The 22071-nt window shown below is 48.1% G+C and carries 24 protein-coding genes; 11 read left to right on the top strand and 13 right to left on the bottom strand.

Features of this window, described 5'->3' with window-relative positions; all coding sequences use genetic code 11:
• Positions 1-25 precede the first annotated feature (25 nt).
• Positions 26-1942, bottom strand: coding sequence for an endonuclease MutS2 (locus KNO68_RS10145; protein WP_215112448.1), 1917 nt, complete (start codon positions 1940-1942; stop codon positions 26-28).
• Between the two features lie 458 nt (positions 1943-2400).
• On the opposite strand from KNO68_RS10145, the gene KNO68_RS10140 reads away from it, so the two are divergent.
• The 3 genes from KNO68_RS10140 to nagE are packed head-to-tail and all read left to right on the top strand — an operon-like array spanning position 2401 to position 5245.
• Positions 2401-2889, top strand: a complete 489-nt coding sequence (locus KNO68_RS10140) for a PTS sugar transporter subunit IIA (protein ID WP_015880356.1) — start codon at positions 2401-2403, stop codon at positions 2887-2889.
• A gap of 20 nt (positions 2890-2909) precedes the next feature.
• Positions 2910-3758 carry a PRD domain-containing protein gene (locus tag KNO68_RS10135; RefSeq protein WP_230235551.1) on the top strand — a complete coding sequence of 283 codons (849 nt, stop codon included), beginning with the start codon at positions 2910-2912 and terminating at the stop codon, positions 3756-3758.
• The gene (nagE, locus tag KNO68_RS10130) at positions 3755-5245 is read left to right on the top strand and encodes an N-acetylglucosamine-specific PTS transporter subunit IIBC (RefSeq protein ID WP_214818175.1); all 1491 of its coding nucleotides are present in this window, start codon (positions 3755-3757) and stop codon (positions 5243-5245) included. Before KNO68_RS10135 ends, nagE begins: the two co-directional genes overlap by 4 nt.
• Positions 5246-5529: 284 nt before the next feature.
• Here the strand turns inward: nagE and htpX are convergent, their stop codons facing one another.
• Both htpX and KNO68_RS10120 read right to left on the bottom strand, forming a co-directional pair.
• A complete protein-coding gene (htpX, locus tag KNO68_RS10125; protein WP_211781951.1) occupies positions 5530-6414 on the bottom strand; it encodes a zinc metalloprotease HtpX in 885 nt (294 codons plus the stop codon).
• Positions 6415-6432: 18 nt separating this feature from the next.
• A complete protein-coding gene (locus KNO68_RS10120; RefSeq protein ID WP_015880351.1) occupies positions 6433-6981 on the bottom strand; it encodes a LemA family protein in 549 nt (182 codons plus the stop codon).
• Positions 6982-7119: 138 nt separating this feature from the next.
• On the opposite strand from KNO68_RS10120, the gene KNO68_RS10115 reads away from it, so the two are divergent.
• Both KNO68_RS10115 and KNO68_RS10110 read left to right on the top strand, forming a co-directional pair.
• Positions 7120-7548, top strand: coding sequence for an NUDIX hydrolase (locus KNO68_RS10115; RefSeq protein ID WP_214688941.1), 429 nt, complete (start codon positions 7120-7122; stop codon positions 7546-7548).
• Positions 7549-7562: 14 nt separating this feature from the next.
• The gene (locus KNO68_RS10110; protein ID WP_214688943.1) at positions 7563-8747 is read left to right on the top strand and encodes a M20 metallopeptidase family protein; all 1185 of its coding nucleotides are present in this window, start codon (positions 7563-7565) and stop codon (positions 8745-8747) included.
• A gap of 10 nt (positions 8748-8757) precedes the next feature.
• Here KNO68_RS10110 and KNO68_RS10105 read toward each other — a convergent pair whose 3' ends face one another.
• The 5 genes from KNO68_RS10105 to KNO68_RS10085 form a co-directional block, all read right to left on the bottom strand.
• Positions 8758-10086: a hemolysin family protein gene (locus KNO68_RS10105; RefSeq protein WP_215112447.1), complete on the bottom strand. Its 1329-nt coding sequence runs from the start codon at positions 10084-10086 to the stop codon at positions 8758-8760.
• Between the two features lie 91 nt (positions 10087-10177).
• Positions 10178-10651: a DMT family transporter gene (locus tag KNO68_RS10100; protein ID WP_031424261.1), complete on the bottom strand. Its 474-nt coding sequence runs from the start codon at positions 10649-10651 to the stop codon at positions 10178-10180.
• 11 nt (positions 10652-10662) lie between these two features.
• On the bottom strand, positions 10663-11337 hold the full coding sequence (locus KNO68_RS10095) for a Crp/Fnr family transcriptional regulator (protein WP_015880346.1): 675 nt from the start codon (positions 11335-11337) through the stop codon (positions 10663-10665).
• Between the two features lie 14 nt (positions 11338-11351).
• Positions 11352-11777, bottom strand: coding sequence for a DMT family transporter (locus KNO68_RS10090; RefSeq protein WP_015880345.1), 426 nt, complete (start codon positions 11775-11777; stop codon positions 11352-11354).
• 110 nt (positions 11778-11887) lie between these two features.
• Positions 11888-12547 carry a type 1 glutamine amidotransferase domain-containing protein gene (locus tag KNO68_RS10085; protein WP_015880344.1) on the bottom strand — a complete coding sequence of 220 codons (660 nt, stop codon included), beginning with the start codon at positions 12545-12547 and terminating at the stop codon, positions 11888-11890.
• 374 nt (positions 12548-12921) lie between these two features.
• On the opposite strand from KNO68_RS10085, the gene KNO68_RS10080 reads away from it, so the two are divergent.
• The gene (locus tag KNO68_RS10080) at positions 12922-14025 is read left to right on the top strand and encodes a glycerol dehydrogenase (protein ID WP_214685021.1); all 1104 of its coding nucleotides are present in this window, start codon (positions 12922-12924) and stop codon (positions 14023-14025) included.
• A gap of 17 nt (positions 14026-14042) precedes the next feature.
• Here KNO68_RS10080 and KNO68_RS10075 read toward each other — a convergent pair whose 3' ends face one another.
• Complete coding sequence (locus KNO68_RS10075; RefSeq protein WP_214688947.1) at positions 14043-14510, bottom strand: hypothetical protein; 468 nt, start codon at positions 14508-14510, stop codon at positions 14043-14045.
• Positions 14511-14565: 55 nt separating this feature from the next.
• On the bottom strand, positions 14566-14700 hold the full coding sequence (locus KNO68_RS15055; RefSeq protein WP_270812518.1) for a hypothetical protein: 135 nt from the start codon (positions 14698-14700) through the stop codon (positions 14566-14568).
• 257 nt (positions 14701-14957) lie between these two features.
• Here KNO68_RS15055 and KNO68_RS10065 point away from each other — a divergent pair, with 257 nt between their 5' ends.
• Positions 14958-15797, top strand: a complete 840-nt coding sequence (locus tag KNO68_RS10065) for a M15 family metallopeptidase (RefSeq protein ID WP_078146043.1) — start codon at positions 14958-14960, stop codon at positions 15795-15797.
• 76 nt (positions 15798-15873) lie between these two features.
• Positions 15874-16212: an antibiotic biosynthesis monooxygenase gene (locus KNO68_RS10060; RefSeq protein ID WP_074035108.1), complete on the top strand. Its 339-nt coding sequence runs from the start codon at positions 15874-15876 to the stop codon at positions 16210-16212.
• Here KNO68_RS10060 and KNO68_RS10055 read toward each other — a convergent pair.
• On the bottom strand, positions 16192-16893 hold the full coding sequence (locus tag KNO68_RS10055; protein WP_215112446.1) for a CBS domain-containing protein: 702 nt from the start codon (positions 16891-16893) through the stop codon (positions 16192-16194). The two genes, KNO68_RS10060 and KNO68_RS10055, sit on opposite strands and share 21 nt — an antisense overlap.
• Positions 16894-17007: 114 nt before the next feature.
• On the opposite strand from KNO68_RS10055, the gene KNO68_RS10050 reads away from it, so the two are divergent.
• Both KNO68_RS10050 and KNO68_RS10045 read left to right on the top strand, forming a co-directional pair.
• On the top strand, positions 17008-17739 hold the full coding sequence (locus tag KNO68_RS10050) for an AzlC family ABC transporter permease (protein ID WP_078146042.1): 732 nt from the start codon (positions 17008-17010) through the stop codon (positions 17737-17739).
• Positions 17736-18035: an AzlD domain-containing protein gene (locus KNO68_RS10045; protein WP_074035113.1), complete on the top strand. Its 300-nt coding sequence runs from the start codon at positions 17736-17738 to the stop codon at positions 18033-18035. The genes KNO68_RS10050 and KNO68_RS10045 overlap by 4 nt, the downstream gene beginning before the upstream one ends.
• A 34-nt stretch (positions 18036-18069) precedes the next feature.
• Here the strand turns inward: KNO68_RS10045 and KNO68_RS10040 are convergent, their stop codons facing one another.
• Both KNO68_RS10040 and KNO68_RS10035 read right to left on the bottom strand, forming a co-directional pair.
• Complete coding sequence (locus tag KNO68_RS10040) at positions 18070-19548, bottom strand: HD-GYP domain-containing protein (protein WP_214691366.1); 1479 nt, start codon at positions 19546-19548, stop codon at positions 18070-18072.
• A 103-nt stretch (positions 19549-19651) separates the two neighbouring features.
• Positions 19652-21403, bottom strand: a complete 1752-nt coding sequence (locus KNO68_RS10035) for a mechanosensitive ion channel (RefSeq protein ID WP_214757626.1) — start codon at positions 21401-21403, stop codon at positions 19652-19654.
• 224 nt (positions 21404-21627) lie between these two features.
• Between KNO68_RS10035 and mgsA the strand changes: the two genes are divergently transcribed.
• Positions 21628-22041, top strand: a complete 414-nt coding sequence (mgsA, locus tag KNO68_RS10030) for a methylglyoxal synthase (RefSeq protein ID WP_078146039.1) — start codon at positions 21628-21630, stop codon at positions 22039-22041.
• The last annotated feature ends 30 nt before the right edge of the window (positions 22042-22071 follow it).

Genomic DNA, 22071 nt, shown 5'->3' with positions numbered 1-22071 from the left:
CTTACCCTTTCACCGTATGCTACATTCATTTACGTTTAGAGTGCTCTTGTTTCTTCCTTTCCCGAATCTCTTTCTCCACTCGTCGTAACGCTTTTTTCGATCCTCTTGCAAAGTCGTGGGCTTCCTTACGCTCCTGATACGTCGTGAACAACGTATCTAAATCATAGTCAGCCGGATAGAGCTCTGTCGCGCGTGCCTCAAGACGAACGCGGCGGCTCGGCAACTCTACATATTCCAAATCTACGAACACGCGGACATGTCGACGCGATGCATCAAACGAATAGACAAGACCGACTTGATTCGTCTCTAACAAGCGGACACGGTCACCTGTTTCAAAGTGCTCTTCCTCTTCAGGTGGTACCATTTCCACTTCTCGCACAATTTTAGAATCATCGACTTTCGTCATATCATATGTTTTCTCGTTCATGTAACGGGATGCCTGTTTCAGAATCGATTCCGGTAACTTCATCTTACGGGCGATAAAGAGGGCGTTGCTGTCGCCAGACTGTCCCATGAGCAGTCTGTATTTTGGTTCGAGCGTTTCCGGATCAAACTGCATCGCAGCGTTCATGAAATCTGGGTGGGCTTCAGAATAGGATTTGATTTCACCATAATGTGTCGATGCCACAACGATTGCGCCCCGTTTATATGCCGCTTCTAAGATGGCAATCGCAAGAGCGGCTCCTTCGTTCGGTTCCGTCCCGCTTCCGATTTCATCGAATAACAAGAGCGACCGTTTTCCAGCGGTCTGCATGATACTCGCTACGTTGTACATGTGTGCAGAGAACGTACTGAGTGCCGATTCCAAGTCTTGATTATCTCCGATATCGACGAACACCTCATCAAATGTCGAGATGACTGTATCCGTGTGAGCCGGGATATGCAGTCCCGTCATCGTCATCAGACTAAGGAGTCCAATCGTTTTCAAGACGACCGTCTTCCCGCCGGCGTTCGGTCCGGTGATGATCAAGCCGCGATAGTCTGTACCGATGGCAAAATCAAGTGGCACAGCGCTTTCTAAGAGCGGATGACGTACTTGTTTCAATCGGATGTGACCGGTCGCATTGACGTGTGGTATCACGCCATCAATCGACTGACTGTACTTCCCTTTTGCGAAGACCATATCGTACTGGGCGATGACATCGAGCGTCGATTCGATGTCAGGAAGGACTTCTGTCACCGCTCCCGTCAACGTCGCTAGTACTTGATACACCTCTACCGCTTCTTCCGTACGCTTGACGACGAGTTCAGCATTTAACTTCGCAATCGCTTCCGGTTCGATAAAGACCGTCGTCCCACGATTCGAGGTATCCACAATCGTCCCTGCCACTTTATGCTTATAAGAAGCTTTGATTGGAATGGTGAAGCGGTCCTGTTTTTTCGTGACGAATCCGTCTTGGATCATCTCGCGATTGGCGGCGCTCTTTAAGAACTTGTTCAATCGTTCCTCGATTCGTCCTTCTAAAATGTCGACTTGCTTCCGAATCCGCTTCAACTCTTTCGATGCTTCATCGACGACCTGTCCGGCTCGAATCGCTTGTGTGATGTCTTCTTCAAGCGTCCGCCATTCGCCCATTCCTGAAGCATAAGCCGAAAGAAGCGGTGCAAAGAATTCATGCTCGAGCATGAATCGCTTGAGTTTGCGTGCCCCTCGTAAAAACTCGGCGACCGCTTCAAACTCTGTTGCCTCGAGTTGGATGCCTCGTTGCAGTTTTCCGATAATGGTCTCCATGTCAGACACACCGATGAACGGGACGTGTGACGTCGCATCTAGAATCGCGCGGGCTTCGGATGTTTCTTGCAGGCGCTTCTTCACCGTCGTAATGTGGCTCGTTGGGCGTTGCTGTCGAAGAAGTCGTCTTCCGAATCCGCTGATGCAGAAGCGCTCTACTTTCGTCATCAATTCGTTGTATTGTAATTTTTCAAATGTTTGTTCGTTCATGTGTCTCTCTCCTCAAATCGTAGAATCGAGATACCGCGCAAACAAAAAAGCGTCGGTCGATGACGACCAACGCAAAAAGACAGACGGGTGTCTGGCAGTTTTTGATGGGCGGTATCTGTAACGGAACATGACGGCATGACAAAAAGACGTGTCATCCGACATTTTTCAGTTCGTTAGGCAGATACAACCTCACTCATCAACATGCAACACCTTTCTTACTTAGATTCGCCCTTACTATACAATAGATTCGTTCCCTTGTAAAATTTTAGAGAACGCTTTCAAAAAAAGACTTGTGTCTCAAACCAACACATGTTATGTTGAACGTGAAGAAACGAATAACGATCACATGTGACTGATTCGATCAGGCATGGGGTAAGACGTACGGTGCATGCCACCCGTCTATACTCCATGCCTGTTTTGTTTTTCGGTGTTTTGTTTCAAGAAAGGATGTAGTAGACATGCTATGGAATAAGTTAATGAATCGACACAAACCGACACTGCACTCACCAATGGAAGGAGACGTCATTCCACTCGAACAAGTTGCGGACCCGGTCTTTAGTGAAAAAATGATGGGCGATGGCATTGCCATCACACCAACAGACGGTGCCGTCGTCTCACCGGCTGATGGAGAGATTGTACAAATCGCTCCAACAAAGCACGCCATCGGCATTCGGACCGAGGATGGGGCTGAGATTTTGATACACGTCGGACTCGATACCGTTGAACTCGAAGGTCGACCGTTTGATCTTCAAGTAGATGTGGGCGACCACGTCAAGACGGGACAGCTGTTACTCACAGCAGACTTGGCGCAAATTCATCAGGCGGGTAAGGACACGGTCACTCCAATGGTCGTGACGAATGGTGGTGCACTCGCCCATCATTATGCCTTCACGTTCACGAAAGAAGCTGTTCCGGGCAAGACGATTGTCGCCCGAGTGGAAGCGTGACTCCGGAATAAGGAGGACACATGATTAAAATCAAAAAGATTCTAAACAACAATGCGGTCATCGTCTCAGATGAGGGTGAAGAAAAGATTGCAATTGGCCCTGGCGTCGCGTTTAAAAAAGCGAAGAACGACATCGTCAATCCACATAAAATCGAAAAGTTGTTCATCATGCCAGAGAATGACAAGTTCCAACAGCTGTTGAGCCGGATTCCTGTCGAACACTTCACCGTTTCCGAGGATATTATCTCGTATGCGGAAAAACGTCTCGAGACATCGTTCAACGAACATATTCACATCGTCTTGACCGACCACATCTCGTTCGCCATCGAGCGGGAAATGGATGGCATCTCGTTACGCAACAAACTGTTGAACGAGATTAAAATCCTCTATCGGAATGAATATGAGATTGGACTATGGGCGATTGAACATATCGCTGAAAAGCTCAACGTCCAAATGCCGAAAGACGAAGCTGCGTTCATCGCGCTTCATATCCATACGATGAAAGTGAAAGGAGGTGATTTACGCAAGACGGTCAAACAGACAACGATTGTCCGCGACATGATTCAATCGATTTCACGACGACTCGATGTATCCATTGAAGAAGATGACTTATCCTACCAACGATTATTAACTCATTTACGGTTCGTCATGGATCGGGTCAACCATTACGATCATCACACGATTGATGAAGACATGCTCCGCATGATTCAGACGAAATTCACGTCTGCCTATGCCTGTGCATCGGATGTCGCGAAAGAAATGGAAGAGACCTATGGCGTCGTCTTGCCCGAGTCAGAACTTGGTTATATTACGCTTCACATCCAACGTCTACAAGATCAACATCATCAAAAAGGAGGAAATCAACAATGATGAACTTTTTCCAACGTCTCGGACGTTCCCTCATGTTACCGGTCGCCGTACTTCCGGCTGCTGCCATTCTCATGGGGATTGGTTATTGGATTGACCCAGTCGGCTGGGGATCTGAAAACATTGCCGCTGCATTCTTAATTAAGGCAGGGGCCGCTATTATTGATAACATCCCAATTCTGTTCGCAGTCGGGGTCGCGCTCGGAATGGCTAAGAACCGTGACGGTTCAGCAGCACTCAGTGGGCTCGTTGCCTTCTTGACGGTCACAACGCTTCTCTCTGCAGGAACGGTTGCGTTGTTCCAAGGAATCGACGTAGAAGCCGTTAACCCGGCATTCGGGAAGATTGGGAATGCTTTCATCGGGATTCTATCCGGTCTCGTCGCCGCTTCCATGTATAACCGCTTCAGTCAAGTCAAACTGCCAGATGCTCTCGCCTTCTTTAGTGGGAAGCGTCTCGTTCCAATCATGACAGCCTTCTCGATGATTCTTGTATCGGTCGCCCTTTACTTCATCTGGCCGGTCGTCTATACAGGTCTCGTCGGATTCGGAGAATCGATTTCAAAACTCGGCGCATTCGGTGCCGGACTTTACGGATTCTTTAACCGTCTCTTGATTCCAACCGGTCTTCACCACGCTCTCAACTCTGTATTCTGGTTCGACGTCGCCGACATTAACGACATCGGAAAGTTCTGGTCAGGTGAAGGTGAAAAAGGTGTGACAGGGATGTACCAAGCAGGTTACTTCCCAATCATGATGTTCGGTCTTCCGGCCGCAGCACTCGCGATGTACCATACAGCGAAAACGAAACGGAAGAAACAAGCCGCTTCACTTCTTCTCGCAGCGGCATTCGCTTCATTCTTCACAGGTGTAACAGAACCGCTCGAGTTCTCATTCATGTTCCTCGCTCCTGTTCTTTACCTTGTACACGCAGTCCTTACAGGAATTTCGCTCTTCGTTGCGGCAACGTTCCAATGGACAGCCGGCTTCGGGTTCAGCGCAGGCTTGGTCGACTTTATCTTGAGCTCACGCTTGCCGCTTGCGAACCAACCGTATATGCTCATCGTTCAAGGTCTCGTGTTCGCAGTCATTTACTACGTCATCTTCCGCTTCATGATTGTGAAGCTCAACTTGGCAACGCCAGGTCGTGAACCAGATGAAGTCGTCGATGCGGTTGCAAGTGAGACGGCAGACGGTGAAGCGAAAGTCGCTCCGGTCGCATCAGCTTCAGGTAGCGAATACTCAGCAATGGCACATATGATTTATGACGGTCTTGGCGGTGACAGCAACGTCACAGGAATCGAGTCTTGCATCACACGCCTACGCGTCGATGTCAAAGACATGGATACGGTCAACCAAGATCAAATCAAAAAAGCCGGTATTCCGGGAATCAAAGTCGTCAGTCCAAACCATATTCAAGTCATCGTCGGCACAAACGTTCAGTTCGTCCTCGATGAGATTGAAAAAATCCGTAGCCACCGCGCCGGATAAACGTCGAAAGCCACCTCATTCAGGTGGCTTTTCTTGTTTGGCGCATATTGTTTATAAAATTGAATGAAATAGTAGAGGAAGATCCACGGTAAGATGTACTGTGTGAGCCACATGAAAACCTTAAGTACTGCATGTACAATATATGGCCCTAGCCCAAATAAAAATAATGCGACTAATAAAGCGCCGCCTAAACCTATGTATATCTTTTTATTCAACTCATCCACCCCCTTTTTTTCCCAGTTCAGTGTAACATAAAGAGCCTGTCACAACCGGACAGGCTCTTCTTACATTTGACGAAGTCGGGAAATGCGTTCGACTGGATCAGGGTGTGTCGAGAATAGACCGCTCACTTTCTTCTTAAGTGGATCGGAGAAGTAAAGCGGTGCGGAGGCACTCGAAGCTTGCTCGACCGGCGTCTCGACGTTTGCAATCTTTTCAAGCGCCGAGGCGAGCGCATCCGGGTTACGGGTCAGTTCCGCTCCACTCGCATCTGCCAAAAACTCACGATTCCGTGAAATCGCCATATTGATGAGCATCGCGATGAGCGGTGCCAACACCAGCAAGACGAGTCCGATGATCAAAAAGATGGGATTCTGGTTTTGATCGCGTCTTCCACCGATACTTCTGAAGAACAGCATGCGCGACCCGATATCGCTCATGATAGCGATGACTGAAACGAGTGCGAGCGTGACCGTCGAGAGCCGCACATCATAATTCTTAATATGCGCGACCTCATGCGCGATCACCCCTTCTACTTCTTCTCGCGATAATCGATCCAACAGTCCCGTCGTGACGGCGACGGCCGCCTTTTCCGGTTTCAATCCCGTCGCAAAGGCGTTCGGTGATGGATCGTTGATGATAAAGATACGCGGCATCGGCACTCGTGCGACCATCGCCATGTTCTCGACCGTATGCCATAGAAAGCGGTGCTCTTCCACCGATGTCACCTCTTGTGCCCGATTCATCTTCATGACGATGTTCGTACTCGACATGATGACGATTCCCACATAAAACAACGAGAAAATCGGTGTGAAGATTAACCCCGGAATCGCGTCTCCATAGTTGACGTAGGAAATGGCCGCTCCGACGAGAAGAACGAATAAGACAAACCCCGTGACGATGAAGACCGTCTTCACTTTATTCTTTCGAATCTGTTCATAGAGGAGCATACGCGCCACCTCGATTCATCAAAATGAGACGCGAACGTTCTCGCGCTCTTCGGCACGTGCCTCGAGCATATCGCGCTTTTCAAAATGATGGACGGAGGCGATGATGTTCGTCGGGACCGATTCGATTTTCGTGTTATATTTCATGACCGTATTGTTATAGAGTTGACGCGAATACGCGACCTTATTTTCCGTCTGTGTCAATTCTTCCTGCAACATCTTGAAGTTCTCGTTCGCTTTCAAGTCCGGGTACGCCTCACGAAGCGCGAAGAGATTTTTCAGTGCTCCACTCAATTGATCGTTCACTGCCATCTGGTCCTGACGATTCGACTTTTCTCCGAGCTGGTTTCTCAGTTCGACGACCTTCGCAAGCGTTTCTTGCTCGTGTTTCGCGTAGCCCTTCACCGTCTCGACCAAGTTCGGAATCAGATCATACCGCCGTTTCAACTGTACATCGATTTGAGCCCACGCCTCATCGACCCAATTTCGATACTTGACGAGCCCGTTGTACATCGAAAAATAGATGAGTACGAGCACGACAACCGCTACAATCGCAATAATCCACCCCATGTTGGCACCTCATTTCTTCATTTTCTCCTGTATTAATTCCCTCTCGTCGTATAACATAAGCGTAACTTAGAAAAATATAGTCAATGATTCATATTTACTGTGAGTTGTCTCATGATTTCATACAAAAGGAGTGTTTCGATGTCTATTCCAACCATCGTTGTCGCCGTGAAAGCGGTGATTGTGCAAAACGACCAGATGCTCGTCATCAAACGAGCAACAGATGACGAGGTCCACCCTGGAACATGGGAGCTCGTCGGTGGTAAGCTCGATTTCGGCGAAACGCTCGAACGGGCCTTAGAACGAGAAGTGTTTGAAGAAACCGACCTACGTGTCACGATTCAACACCTACTGTACGCTACGACATTTTTAACCGATCCAAACCGCCAAGTCGTCCTTATGACGTACTTGGCTCACCCCATCGCAACAATCGTCACATTGTCCGAAGAGCATAGTGATGCAAGATGGGTGACGGCTAATGAAGCCCGACAGCTGTTACCTCAACCGATTCTCGATGATTTGGATTCACATGACATATGGTCCTTGCTTCAACCAAAACCAATCCACTGACAGGAGTGTTTGCTATGCTTGTGACTGACCTCGATTTAAGATTGACGGAATTATACGAAGAAATGGTGACGCTCAGACGCCACTTCCACCAACATCCTGAACTCTCCTTCGAAGAGCGAGAGACCCCACGGACGATTGCGGACTATTTACGTGAACTCGGGCTCGAGGTGCGCGAACACGTCGGCGGAAACGGTGTAGTCGGACGAATTCATGGCGGTGATGGGCCGACCATCGCATTTCGGGCCGACTTCGATGCGTTGCCGATTCAAGACTTAAAAGACGTCCCGTACCGTTCGAAAGTGAACGGCTCGATGCACGCCTGTGGTCACGATGCCCATACGGCGACGTTGCTCGTTTTGGCGAAAGTGCTGACTGAAATCAGTCTCCCGGGCGATGTCGTCCTCATCCACCAGTTCGCCGAAGAGCTAGCGCCGGGAGGGGCCAAACCGATGATTGAAGACGGCTGCCTCGACGGGGTGGACTACATTTACGGTTCTCACATTTGGACGCCACTCCCATACGGCACAATCGGTGTGAAGACTGGATCAATCATGGCGGCAGCAGACCGTTTCGAACTGACAATCAAAGGAAAAGGTGGTCATGGGGCCATCCCGCAACATACGGTGGATGCCGTCATAGTCGGCGCAAACGTCGTCAGCCAATTGCAGCAAGTCGTCAGTCGTCGCATCGATCCGCTCGAACCGGCTGTCTTGACAGTCGGGACGTTTATGGCCGGCCAAGCGTTCAACGTCATCGCCGACGAGGCGAAACTGTCCGGGACGGTACGGACGTTCACCCAAGAAACGCAAACGCGCATCATCGCCGAGATGGAGCGGACCATCGACCACATCTGTTCGGCGAGCGAGGCACATTATGATCTCGAGTACATTCGTGGCTATCCGGCTGTCATCAATCACGCGGCAGAGACTGAACACGTCCGGCGCAGCGCGGCCCGCGTCGTCGGTACGGATGGCGTCATCGAGATGTCACCGCTCATGGTCGGTGAAGATTTTGCCTACTATCTACAACACGTCCCGGGCAGTTTCTTCTTCACGGGCGCCGGTAATCCAGAAGTTGGCGCCGTCTTCCCACACCATCATCCTCGGTTCGATGTCGATGAACGGGCGATGCTCCATACCGCCCGTATCCTCATGCAGGCGGCGTTCGAGACGTGGAACACACAAAAAAAAGAAGAGTGATGCCGCGGCATCACTCTTCCTCGATTTCCGTTGATGGTAATTCCGATACAAGTACTTGGTCGACACGCTTTCCGTCCATATCCACGACTTCAAAGCGAAGACCGTACGCTTCGACCACATCGCCCCGTTTCGGAAAATCACCAAGTGCGTAAATGACGAGTCCTGCGAGCGTATGATAGGAGTTGCGCCCTTCGTCGAATCGGTCATCCCGAATCTCGAACGTTCGCTTCAAATCCTCTATTCCGAGTAACCCATCCGCCAAATACGATCCATCTTCACGACGAACCACTTCTGGTGTATCCTCTTCAATCATCACCTCTCCGACGATTTCTTCCAAAATATCGAACAAGGTGACCATACCAAGGAATCCGCCGTATTCATCTAAAACAAAGGCGATTTCCACACCATTTTTCTGCATCATTTGAAGCACTTGGCTCGCCTCTCGCTGTTTTGGAACGATGAGCGGCTGTTTGATGCGCTTCAAAATCTGTGACCGCTCACGCAGTGTCGGCAACGTCAAGATGTCACGTACATCGATGTACCCGACAAAGTCGTCAAGCGAGTCGCGCCCGACCGGTAACTTGTTATGTTTACTTTCATAAATCGATTTCTTAATATCATCCATGTCATCCTCTAAGTCGACCCATTCAAGCGTCGTCCGAGGTTGCATGAGCTCATAAATCAATTGATCATGGAACGCAAAGACGCGTTCGACTTGTTGCACTTCTTCATGGGCGAACTGACCTTGCTGGGCGCCTTCAAACAAGAGTTGTTTGATCTCGAGCTCAGTCTCCCCACTCGTCTGTTCCGCCTTCAACCCTAACAATTTGAACAAAAAGAGTGTCGATTTCGATAAAATCCAAATGAATGGGCGCATCAACTTACTGAATAGATCGAGCGACGGAATGATTGCCATCGTTACTTTTTCAGGCGAGACGAGCGCAATCCGTTTCGGGACCAATTCACCAATGATGAGCGACAGATACGTAATAATCGTAACGACGGCCACATAAGCAACGGTTCCGGCATACTGCGTACTCATTCCGGCTTGTTCAAATGCCGATGCGAGCGGTGCCGAGAAGCGTGCGCCCCCGTATGCCCCGTTAATAATCCCAATCAATGTGATTCCGACTTGAACGGTCGACAACAAATCTGTCGGGTCTTTCGAATAATGAAGCGCAATCTTGGCACTTCGTTTTCCTCGATTTGCTTCAACCTCAAGTTTTGCAGGTTTCGATGAGATGAGCGCAATTTCTGTCATCGCAAAAATCCCGTTCAACACAATCAAAAACAAAACAATCAACAAATCAATCACTATGGAAGAATCCACTTTTTTCATCACCTCAGCTAATTTTTAAAGCATACTGCTTCATTTTATCAAAAAATCGTTACCAACCTGTACCCGTTTTGCTCAGAAAAATAGCCACTCCTCAAGAAGTGGCTTCGTTGACAGCTTGTTTGGCGATAGCCGCCGTCTGAGACTGTTTAAAGAGAATGACCCCGACAAGAAGGATGGTGAGCCCTACAATTTGTCCGGCCGATAACGTGATTTGAGGCATCCCGAAGGCGCCATATAAATCGACGACTAACGCCCAAATGAGTTGTGACACGAGAATGAGTGACACAGACAATGTGGGTCCGAGTAACTGGATGCTGCGCATGACACAGTACACGACCCCGACCCCAAGCAAACCACCAAGCCAATAGATCGGCGACAAGTCACGTAATCCAGCAAGGTTTCCTCCAAATAATAACAACGGGATGATGGATCCGACCAAACCAACGATAAAGACCAATACGGTGGTGGCCCAAGCCCCTAAATTTGTGTTCATTTTCGCGTTGACCGCCGCCTGTACGCTAATAAATGCCCCAGCCACAGCCGAACAGATGATACCAAAAATCATATAACCCCTCCTTACTCATAAAACATGCCGTTCGCACGTTCTTTCAATCGCTCACTATTTAAAATGATGACTTCTTTTCTCGTTCGTTTGACCAATCCTTCATCCACGAATGCCTGCAACGTTCGGTTCAAGTGACGATAACTCGTCCCTAGCCACTCTGCGACTTCTTTACGCTTCAGTTGACTCATCTCCGCTTGAAACAGTTCATTCCCTGATTCACTGAGTGAAATCAAGTAACCGGCCAAGCGCTCTTCTAAAGTCGACATGAGATGATTCGACGAGGCGTTTGCCTCGATGAATAATTTTTCGGACACGCCTCGTAACAGATGCTCCGTGAATTCGACCGTGCGATTATATCGTCGAAGCGCCTCGAAAGGGATGCGCAGACACGTCACGGGACCGACCGCTTCAACCGTATGCAATACATTGCGTCCGCTCGCATACTCGATATCTCCAATCAATGTTGGAGCAGCCTTCAGACGCAACAATCGCAATTTCCCTTCTTCACTGAGCGTATAAATTTTGACACGCCCTTCAAGGACGACGAATAAAGATTCGATGTGCTGATCGTTCGAACATAACATGGTCCCAGACGCATATGTCACTACGGACGAGGACTCAAGCGTTTCATTCGAAAACAGATGATTCCACTGCAATCGTGTCAGTGCATCCATAATATTCATCATGTAAAGTGAACTCCTTAAGAAAATGTATAGATTCCGATCCCAACGACCATCAAGACGAGTCCCATGACCTGTCCCGTGTTCATCGGTTTCCGTTTGACACCAAACCAACCGTTCAAATCGATGATGAAGGCTCCTACTAATTGTGCCACAAGCAATACACAAATTGCCCATGTGACCCCGAGTTGTTGAATCGCCGTCAATTCGCCGAAGACAACGAATACCCCGAACAATCCTCCTAAACTATAATACCAAGGCACACGTTTGAAGGCTGTCATGTCCGCATCCCGCTTGAAGAAGTAAATCGCGAGTGCTAACAGAAGTCCGACAAAATGAACGATAGTGACGGACATCCATGCGCCTACCGCATCTCCTAGTTTTGCATTAAAGATTCCTTGAAGGGCGATGAACGTCCCTGACAAGATGGCAAATAAAATTCCCATGTCATTCCCCTTTCTCTTCGTCTGACTTTACGAAAAGAGAGATGACTTGAATAGGACATATGTCCAAAAAACAAAAAAGCAACTTCGACATTCGAAGTTGCTTCACACGATTATCCGAGTAACTTAACAAGTTCTTTCCCGACCGCTTCAGAAGACTGAGGATTCTGACCCGTGACGAGACGTTCATCAACCGCCACATTCACCGCCCAGTTGTCAGCTCCCTTGAACTGCCCGCCTTGATTGCGTAGTCCTGTTTCAAGTAGGAACGGGACGGCAGAATCGAGTTGCATCTCTTTTTCTTCTGCATCGGTGAACCCTGTCACCTGTTTATCTTTAACGAGTGGCTCATCGTTGCTGAGTTTCACATTGACCAATCCAATTGGTCCGTGGCAAACTGCCCCGACAATATTTCCACTCTCGTATACATTGCGAATGACACGTTGTAACGTTTCATTTTCTGGGAAATCAACAACTGTCCCGTGACCACCCGGTAAGAAGATTGCATCGTACGACTCGTCTGCGACTTGATCGAGACGAGCTGTGTCTTTGAGCAATTCCCGTGTATTGAGAATGTCTTCTGACAAACCATCTTCTAAACTATTCGCATCGATTGGCACGTCTCCACCTTCGATACTCGCGACCGTCACTTTATACCCTTCTTTTTCGAACAATAAATAAGGAACGGCAAACTCTTCAAGCCAAAGTCCCGTTGCATGACCATTTGATAATTGGTTTGCTGACGTTGTGACAATCAGTACATGTTTCGACATACTCAATTCCTCCTTCAAGAAAATCAACATACGACTCTAGTGTTCCCGATTCATCATCTGTTAAACCTGATGACCTGTCCGCTCATGACAAGGCGTAACTTTTTTTAACCTGGTTATTTATTCATCCTCCCTTTTTCTTACCACCCTCTATACTGAGGAAGAATTGCAATTCCAACCCATGAAGGAGACGTGTGCTATGACGAAACGAATGAACGACTGGGGATTTCTCATTGTCGTCGCCATCATCATCCTATTGCTTGTGCTTGGTCAGCTGCCGTTCTTCATGTAATCTTCACGTATATTTTTTACCAGTTGTAGTATGATTGCCTTGTAAGCACTTACACCAAACCTGATATGAAAGGATGGAGTTCACTATGTCAGAACGCATTTTCATCAGTCCGGCCAAGTATGTGCAAGGGAAACAAACGATTGATCGCATCGGAGAGTTTGTCGCTCACTTCGGTTCCAACGCTTTACTCATCGCGGATGACGTCGTATGGGAGTTGATCGGCGAACGGGTGACCCAGTCTCTGCAAGCGAGCCAGCTCAAGGCGACGAAAGCTGATTTCATCGGAGAAGCGTCGAAGCACGAAATCATTCGAATCGCTACAGACGCTAAGAAGCATGAAACAGCGTTTGTTATCGGTCTCGGCGGTGGGAAAACGCTCGATACAGCAAAAGCGGTCGCAGATGAATTGGATGCGCGTATCGTCATTGTACCGACCATCGCCTCTACGGATGCACCGACGAGCGCATTGTCGGTCATATATACAGATGAAGGCAATTTCGAAAGCTACCGTTTCTATAAAAAGAATCCGGATCTCGTCCTTGTGGATACGGAATTGATTGCACAAGCACCGCCACGCTTCTTAGCGTCAGGTATTGCCGATGCATTGGCCACGTGGGTGGAAGTGCGAAGTGTCCTGGCATTCGGAGGCAAGACGATGGCTGGCGGTGTCCCGACACTTGCGGCGGAGGCGATTGCCGAACGGTGTGAAGAGGTTCTATTCACATATGGGATTCAAGCGTATGAAGCTGTGAAAGCAAAAGTCGTCACACCTGCGCTTGAAGCTGTTGTGGAAGCCAACACCTTATTGAGCGGGCTCGGCTTTGAAAGTGGTGGCTTGGCTGCAGCCCATGCCATTCACAATGGATTCACCGCACTTGAAGGAGACATCCACCATTTGACGCACGGTGAAAAAGTTGCATTTGGAACACTCGTGCAACTCGCACTCGAAGGACGCCCTCAAGAAGAGTTCGAGCAGTATGTTGCCTTTTATATGGCACTCGACTTACCGGTCACACTTGAAGATATCAAATTGAAAGATGCATCTCGAGACGATATCTTGAAGGTCGGGAAAGCGGCCACGGCAGATGGCGAAACGATTCATAGCGGTTTCGATGTTACACCTGAAGAAGTTGCTGACGCCATCATCGCTGCGGATCGCTATGCACGTCTTTATAAAGAACACCTATAAAAACAGCGAGACGAAGCTCACACGGCTTCGTCTCGCTGTTTTTTGTTCAGGAAGAATGATGAGAGAATTCCTACTCCCATACAACTGACCGTCAAAAGGAAGAACGTCAGCTGATTCATATAGATGATATTCGTGAACTGGTTCCATCCTGCTGCGTACGACTCATTGGCTGACAAACGAATTCCTTCTCGAAGAGACGCCGCCTGCGATTGGTTAGTCATCCAAGCTATACCAGCCATGACGAAACTTCCAATCGCTAAACTAACCTTTCCAAATGGTCGCACGGATGCGACGACTCGATGTGTCAAACGAACGGTGATCCAAATAAACAACAACAGAAACGGCCATCCAATTAAGAGAACAATCCAGTATAGATTCCCTTCACTCGGTGTTTCCGAGTAAGGGGTCGTCATCACTTCACCAAGCTTAAAGATTCCGAACGTGATCAACGTCACGATAAACCATGCTTTTATCAATTTCTCCATCTCAACACCTCGTCCTCAGTATAGCAAAAACACCGTATGCGTCTGCATACAGTGTTTAGTCTTTCGGTCGGACGACGTAGTAAATCAAAATGACGAGCCACGTCCACACTCCTGTGAAAATCCCGATAATCCCGACGATGAAAAAACCAAGCGGAATCATCGATTTCGTTCGATTATAGTCCTTCCACATATTCGATAGCCCTTGATATTAAAATACAAAAAGGCAAAGAATAGGACGAGCAATAAAAGTGGTAAACCGACTAAAGCTTCCATTCGCTCACTCCTCTCTACGATCTCATTCGTTATCTTTATTGTATCGGATTTCATGCCCACCTTCATCGGACCCAAGCCGTATCCTCTTCCGACCTAAAGGCGGATTAAAGATGCACAGTCTATCAAGAAAACGGGAAAAGGAACATCATCTAACTCTCGAGGAGGCGTTTTGCCATGAAGTCCCTGCGTATTTTTGTCATTTGTCTGCTGTTGTTTCAAGTGTCGCCAGTGACAGCGGCATCCTCGTCCCCACAACCAGGTTACACGATTAAAACGACCTATTTGTACGGTCGTGCCATGCAATCTTCCCCTATCCTTAAGACGCTACGAACGAACGTCCCAGTCCGCTATACGACCTATAATCGGAGTTGGTCGAACGTCTACATCGGAAATACGAAGTACTTCACTCCATCTGCCAACTTGAAAGCTGGTATCCCGAAGATGCCATCTGCCGATCGTTTACGACTAGTCAACAAGGCGAATGGACTCCCGTCCACTTATCGTTCCCCACAACTTGTCACGTTAACCATTCCAACTGTTTATCAAAAAGGGAGTGAACGGACCTTGATGACGGCGGAGGCAGCCTATGCTCTGGCTAAACTGTATTACGCGGGTCGGAAGCAAGGTCATACGTTATACGCCCTTAGCGCCTACCGATCTTACTCGACACAAAAGTCACTCTATGCCTATTACGTCAACACACGTGGGGTCGCATACGCTTCAAAATATGTGGCACGTCCCGGTCACAGTGAACATCAAACGGGTCTCGCCGTTGATATGACGAGTCAACGCATGCGGCTAGGCCTATATGAATCCTTCGACCGATCGCCTGAAGGGAAATGGATGCTTCAAAACGCCCATCTCTATGGATTTATCGTCCGCTATCCAAAAGGAAAAGAGAAAATCACGGGATACAATTACGAACCTTGGCATTTGCGTTATGTCGGTGTCACTGAAGCGACGATGATGAAGCAGAAGAACTGGGCGTTCGAAGAATGGTGGAGCAGACGTTGAGTGAGCATCCTTTTTCAGGCATTTCCCTGTTCACGTTATAATGGAGTCATCTTATTCGTATAGGGGGAAATGTGGGATGTGGATTGTGATGAACAAACTAGACGTTGAAAAAGGGAAAGCCGACGCGGTCAAAGCACGCTTCGAAACGACAAAAGGAATCGAAGCGATGGATGGCTTTGTCCGTATGCAAGTGTTGACGGATACGTCTGATGAGGCGATGGATCATGTCGTCATCATGACCACGTGGCGTGATGCAGACAGCTTTGAGAACTGGCGCGACAGCAATGCTTATAAGCACGCCCATAAGAAACGTGATGACGGGACTTCAGAAGTGAAACCAATCGTCCTCGGCAACACCGTTACCCAATATGAGGTCGCCATTGAACATCTCGCCTCAACGGAGCGCGTTCAATAAATCTTGAGGACGGATGATGCCGAGTAGCGGTTCATCCGGATTTCCGGTCTCTGTAATCAGAAGGGCGTCATATCGTGCGCCCTCTTTCATTTGCGTAAAGCAGTGCTGTGCCTCGATTACGGTCGCATCCTTTCGAATGAATCGATACCGGTGCATATGCGGATCGTGGTGGAGCACGTGCTTCACCCGAACTCCTTTGAGTGACAAGTTGGGCCCGTCGATTGTTTCGGCTAGCCAACTGGTCACTCCTTTTTTCGTCAACAGTCCGCGCCAAGCCCCATTGTCATGATATACAGGGAATTGCGAATAATTTTTATCTCGAATCTCCCGGAGTACTTCCGTCAAAAAATCTTCCGACTGAAACGTCACCACCGATTTCGCAAACAATGGAATGACGAGACGTGGATGAAGGAGCTCTCGCTCTACTTCTAAAATCAATGCAACAAGCGACTCGTGTGGCTCCGCGATAATAAAATCAGGTTCACGCCGCTCATGGACGATGGCATTTCGTAGTTGACTCATCTGATGTAAATCTTCTTTATACCGGTCGATGATTGGATTTTGTTTCGCTAACCGATTCACCATGTTACTAAAACTGAAATGTTGCCCATCTCCCATCTCTCGACTCAAGTAGTCCTCGATTCGATGATAGGATGCCAAAAATTCTTCAGCACGACTCATGTGATCACCCTCCTTAACGATACATGTATACCCTCTTTTTTATCATTTGAGCAGGAAACCGTTTATTCATCCCGAATGACATAGAAATCATCTTAATTATGGAGGAGGGCTATCATGGCGACTTCGATTCATCCCACATCACCAACTTCACCGCAACCCACGTTTCGCGCAGGACTACGCGCCGGCATTCCCGTCGCCATCGGATATATCCCGATTGCGATTGCCTTCGGTCTTTTGGCACAATCTTTCAACTTGCCGAATACTATCACATTATCGATGTCCTTTTTGATCTTTGCCGGGGCAAGTCAGTTCATTACGGTACAACTTCTGATGGCCGGTTCGATGTATTGGGAAATCATTTTGACGACGTTCATTCTAAACTCTCGCCATTTTTTAATGTCCGCCTCACTATCCCAACGGATTGAGAGTACATCTCGAAGACTATTAGCTACCATCGCGTTTGGTGTGACCGACGAAACGTTCAGCATCGCCTCTACTCGTCAAGAGGCCCGTTCCGGTATGTTCGTGCTCGGGTTGAATACAATCGCATTTCTTGCTTGGAACGTCGGGACGTGGATGGGGGTCTTCCTCGCCTTCGGTCTTCCAAGCACATTACAGGCGAGTATGGGGATTGCGCTATATGCGATGTTCATCGGGTTACTCGTTCCATCATTAACGACTCGTCCTGTCTTCGTCGTAGCAAGCTTAGCTATCATTATTCAAGCCATACTCCATTGGGTCATCACCCCGTTCTTCTCAATCTCAGATGGGATTCGAATCATCGTCGCGACCGTTGTCGCAGCCGGAATCGGTGCTTTCGTATTTAAGGAGGAAGAGGTCACATGATATCGTTGTTTCTACTCGTTCTAGGATTGGCACTTGTCACGTATCTCCCTCGCCTTGTCCCGCTACTCTGGCTAAAGGAATTGGCGTTACCGGCATATATGAAACGATTTCTTTCCTTCATCCCGTATGCGGTACTGGCTAGTTTGATTTTTCCGGGCGTCCTATCCTCCACGACCACCACCTCGTCTGCCTTATTCGGAGGAGTGGTTGCCACTTTCCTGGCGCTACTACGGGTCAACCTCGTCGTTGTCGTCATTGGAGCTGTATTCGGGGTATATGCCTTTCAAACTATATGACAAAGGAGCGGCACACGAGGTGCTGCTCCTTTTCTTATGCTGATATGCCCTGACGACGAAGCTGGACGAATACGTCCACAAATTCCGCGTCCCATTGTGTTCCCCGACCGCTCTCCAATATGGAAAGCGCCTTTTCCACTGGCATTCCTGACCGATAGGGTCGATCTGATGTCATGGCATCATAAGCATCGGCAATCGCCATGATTCTTCCGAATAACGGAATGTCGACCGCATGTAAGCGGTCCGGGTATCCTTTCCCATCGATTCGTTCGTGGTGCGATCGAACTCCGGCTAAAATCGGTTGAAGCGATGCAGGTAAATGAATTTGACTCAAAATATGGATGCCAATGGTCGGATGTTCTTGAATTTTTGAAAACTCTTCGTCTGTCAGCTTCCCTTCTTTTAGTAGGACGTCATCTCGAATTCCAATTTTCCCGATGTCATGTAGAAGTGCTGACTTATTGAGTAAATCGACTTGTGCATGCGGTAAGCCAATGGCGCGAGCAAGCTCAACGGAATACATCGCGACACGCTCCGAATGACCTGCTGTGTAGGGATCACGTGCATCGAGCGTTGCTGCGAATAAAATGAAGAGGCTGTCTAACAGCTGTGCGTTTTCTTGTTCACGAGCAGTTACCGTCTCAACCATTTGATTGAATCCCCCAATCAGTTGGGCGAACTCATCTAAGTACGGATTCTCGATTTTCTGAAGTTGTCCCGACTCCATCTGTTCGATGCCGGACGTCAAAAATCCAATCGGACGTTTGATGTTGTCATAGAGTAAGAAACTGCATAACACCGCAATTCCGACGATGATGACAAGAATCACGAGCGCCCAATTCCAATACGTATCCGTTCGAGTCGAAGTCGACAATTGGACACTCGACGCCAACATGAACAACATGATGGGAAAGATACCCGTAATGAGCATACTGATCAATAATTTAGTTCGGACACTAAATGATCGATACGTTGCATGAATAGGCAGATGATAAAGTTCGAGATGCCTTTCTTTCATGTATACAAGTAATGGCTCAACCGATCGAACCGTCAAAAAATATTCAATCAAGGCATGTAGTACCGCAATCATGACGGCCCCGATTGCAGCCAAGCCGATCAAACGATAAGGTAAGTCAATCCACCCCATCTGAATAAAAACGGCGGTTAAACCAATTGACGGGATGGATAATCCAAACAAATGAGGACCTAAAATCCGTTGCACCGTTAAAATCGGGAATCGACTCGCTTGTTCGAATGCCGACGTCAATTCGTCAATCGATGGGGATTCGATCATAAAAAGCTGTCGTATCGGTCGAATGTGGCGACGGTATAAGAGTAGTTCTGAGAAAATCATAACTATCCCTGACCCCAACATGATGCCTAACAGTAGTAAAATCTCTCGAATGGACAGGTCAAGCGTTTGAAAAATAAAGACACCACCTACTCCAAAGACGGCCAAACCCGAGCCGATGATATAGTTCATCACGAGCGTCCGTTGAAAACGTTCAAACATTCCCCTCACCCCTACACTCTTTTCTTTTACTATCGACCAGATTTATGCTTGAGTTGAACACAAAAAAACGGATCTCCTTGTAGGAGACCCGTTCAAGCATCGATTATGGGCGTAACGGACCATCGTTATCATCAAGTGATCGATTGTCCTGATCCGGAGTGATGTTTTCATGGAACGGATTCGGTTCCGGTCCATCCACATGGTCAACTTTTGGATTTTGAACATCTCGCTTCAACTCGTGTTTCGATTGTTCCGCTTCATGTTTCGACTGCTCCACGCCTTGCTTCGCTTGTTGTTTTGCAGCTTCCGCTTCGCGGCTCATCTGTTCTTTCTCCTGCTCAAGACCTTCTTTTGAAACTTCCGTTTCATCAATGCGTTGCTCCGCCTTTTTCAAATAACGTGCCGCCGTCTCGCGACCACCAAGACCGAAAGCAAGACCGAAGGCGAGGGCAACGGCCCCAAGAATGAGAAGGAATGCTGTATTGACAATCACCGGTGCGATGCCGAGTTGGCTAACGGCCATGAAGAAGACGAGTCCGAGAATCGCATACTTCGCTACGTAGCGAAGCGCACTCGGTTGTCCTGCTCCATCGACAAGTACACTTCCGACCAACCGCTCTGCCATGTTCGCCAACCAGAATCCGACTGCCAAGATGATGAGTGCTGCGATGACCATCGGCAAGTAAGCAAAGATGGCTGTTGCAAGAGATGCCATGAACTCAAGATTCGCGACTTGAAGTGCTTCAGATACGAAGAGCAAGATCACGATTACTTGGACAATGACACCGACCACTTGAGCGATTGACATCGAAGACGCACGTTCCCCGAAACCCATTTTTTGAGCCAACGAGTTGACGCCAAGATTCTCAAGAAGGGATACGACGACCCCTTTCAACCATCTTGCCACGAACACCCCGACGAGGACGAGGACGATTGCAACGAGAATGTCTGGAATCATGACAAGGACATCATTGAGCATCGCAATCGCGGGTTCCGAGATTCCTCGAATATCGAGCGCTTCAAGCGCCGAAATCGTCACCGGAATCATGATGAAGATGAAGACGATTGTACCGATCGCTTTCGCAAGACTCGATCCTTTCACATAATCAGAAAGATGGAATCGCTCTGCTAAGCGATCTAACCCTGCTGCTTCAAGGAACTTCGTCAAAATGTCACGTACAATCTTCGCGACGACATAACCGATTGCGAAGATGAGCGCCGCTGCGACAAGTTTCGGAATGAATCCGAGGAAGCTGTTCAATAAGTCTTCGAATGGTCCGCTGACCCCACGAAGTCCAAGGGCATCAAGTACAGCCGGTAGCGCCAATAAGAGCACGAGATAGAAGACGATGTTCGCGACCGTGTCGACCCACTTCGTTTGATTGACACTTGTCGATTCTTGCCCCGTTTTTTCCATCAACTTGCTCAAATTCAAACGATGTCCCGCCATTTGAATCCCCTTTTTCAAAAGGGTAGCGATGACCCAGGCAACGAGTAAAATCAGGCCGGCTTTGATGACACCGATAATCAGTCCAGAGAATCCTTCATAAATTTGACTGAATGGTTCCGTAATGGCTGGAACGTTCATGAATTCAAAGATGATCAGGAATGCGAGGAGTAATACCCCAAAGAACACGACTTTCCCGATAATGCGTTCAGGGGTCCACTTTTCTCCTTTCTCCCCATCTTTTTGAATACCCACTCGCTCATCGAGTCGTGCTTTCTTCAATGCTTTACGTGTCACGTTTTCCAATACTTTTGCCAAGATGTAACCGACTACAAGAATAACAATTGCCAGCAAAAGCTCTGGTAGCCATGACATGAACGTATTGAAGTTATACGTTGTGTTGTTCATCGAATCTTCCTCCTTTTTCACATGAAATGATTGTTTTTATTTAACAGTGCTATTTCATACATACCTATATTTCAAAATCATCAAACCTGAATTGTAAGTCAATTCGTTTACATGACTATTACGATTCATTGGAAATGGGTACGTTAGTTTAAGAGAGAAATCGTGCCAAATGAAGTCAAATATGATACGAATAACAAGAGACGTCATGTTAGGAGGAATTTAGGATGAATATCGCTTTAGTGGCTCACGACAAGAAGAAAGATGATTTAATCGTCCTCATTAAAACTTACACCCATATACTAAAGAAACATCAGTTGTTTGCGACCGGTACAACGGGTAAGCGAATCGCTGAAGCGACCGGCTTGCCTGTCCATTGCTTCCGATCCGGACCGCTTGGAGGGGACCAAGAAATCGGTGCTGCCGTCGCACGCGGGGAGATGGATATGATCATCTTTTTCAGAGACCCATTAACTGCTCAACCTCATGAACCGGATGTGAGCGCATTGATGCGTCTTTGTGACGTCTACTCCATCCCGCTTTCGACAAATATGGGTGGAAGCGAAATTTTGATTCGAAGTATCGAGCAAGGTGATTTCGAGTCACTTAAACTTTCTCATAACGACGAACCTCCGGCTTGACCATGACAAACCGAGAAAGGAGAGGAATCT

Source organism: Exiguobacterium sp. s75, assembly GCF_018617145.1.
In the GTDB taxonomy this organism is placed as follows: domain Bacteria; phylum Bacillota; class Bacilli; order Exiguobacteriales; family Exiguobacteriaceae; genus Exiguobacterium; species Exiguobacterium profundum.
This window is presented reverse-complemented; position numbering and strand designations above follow the sequence as displayed.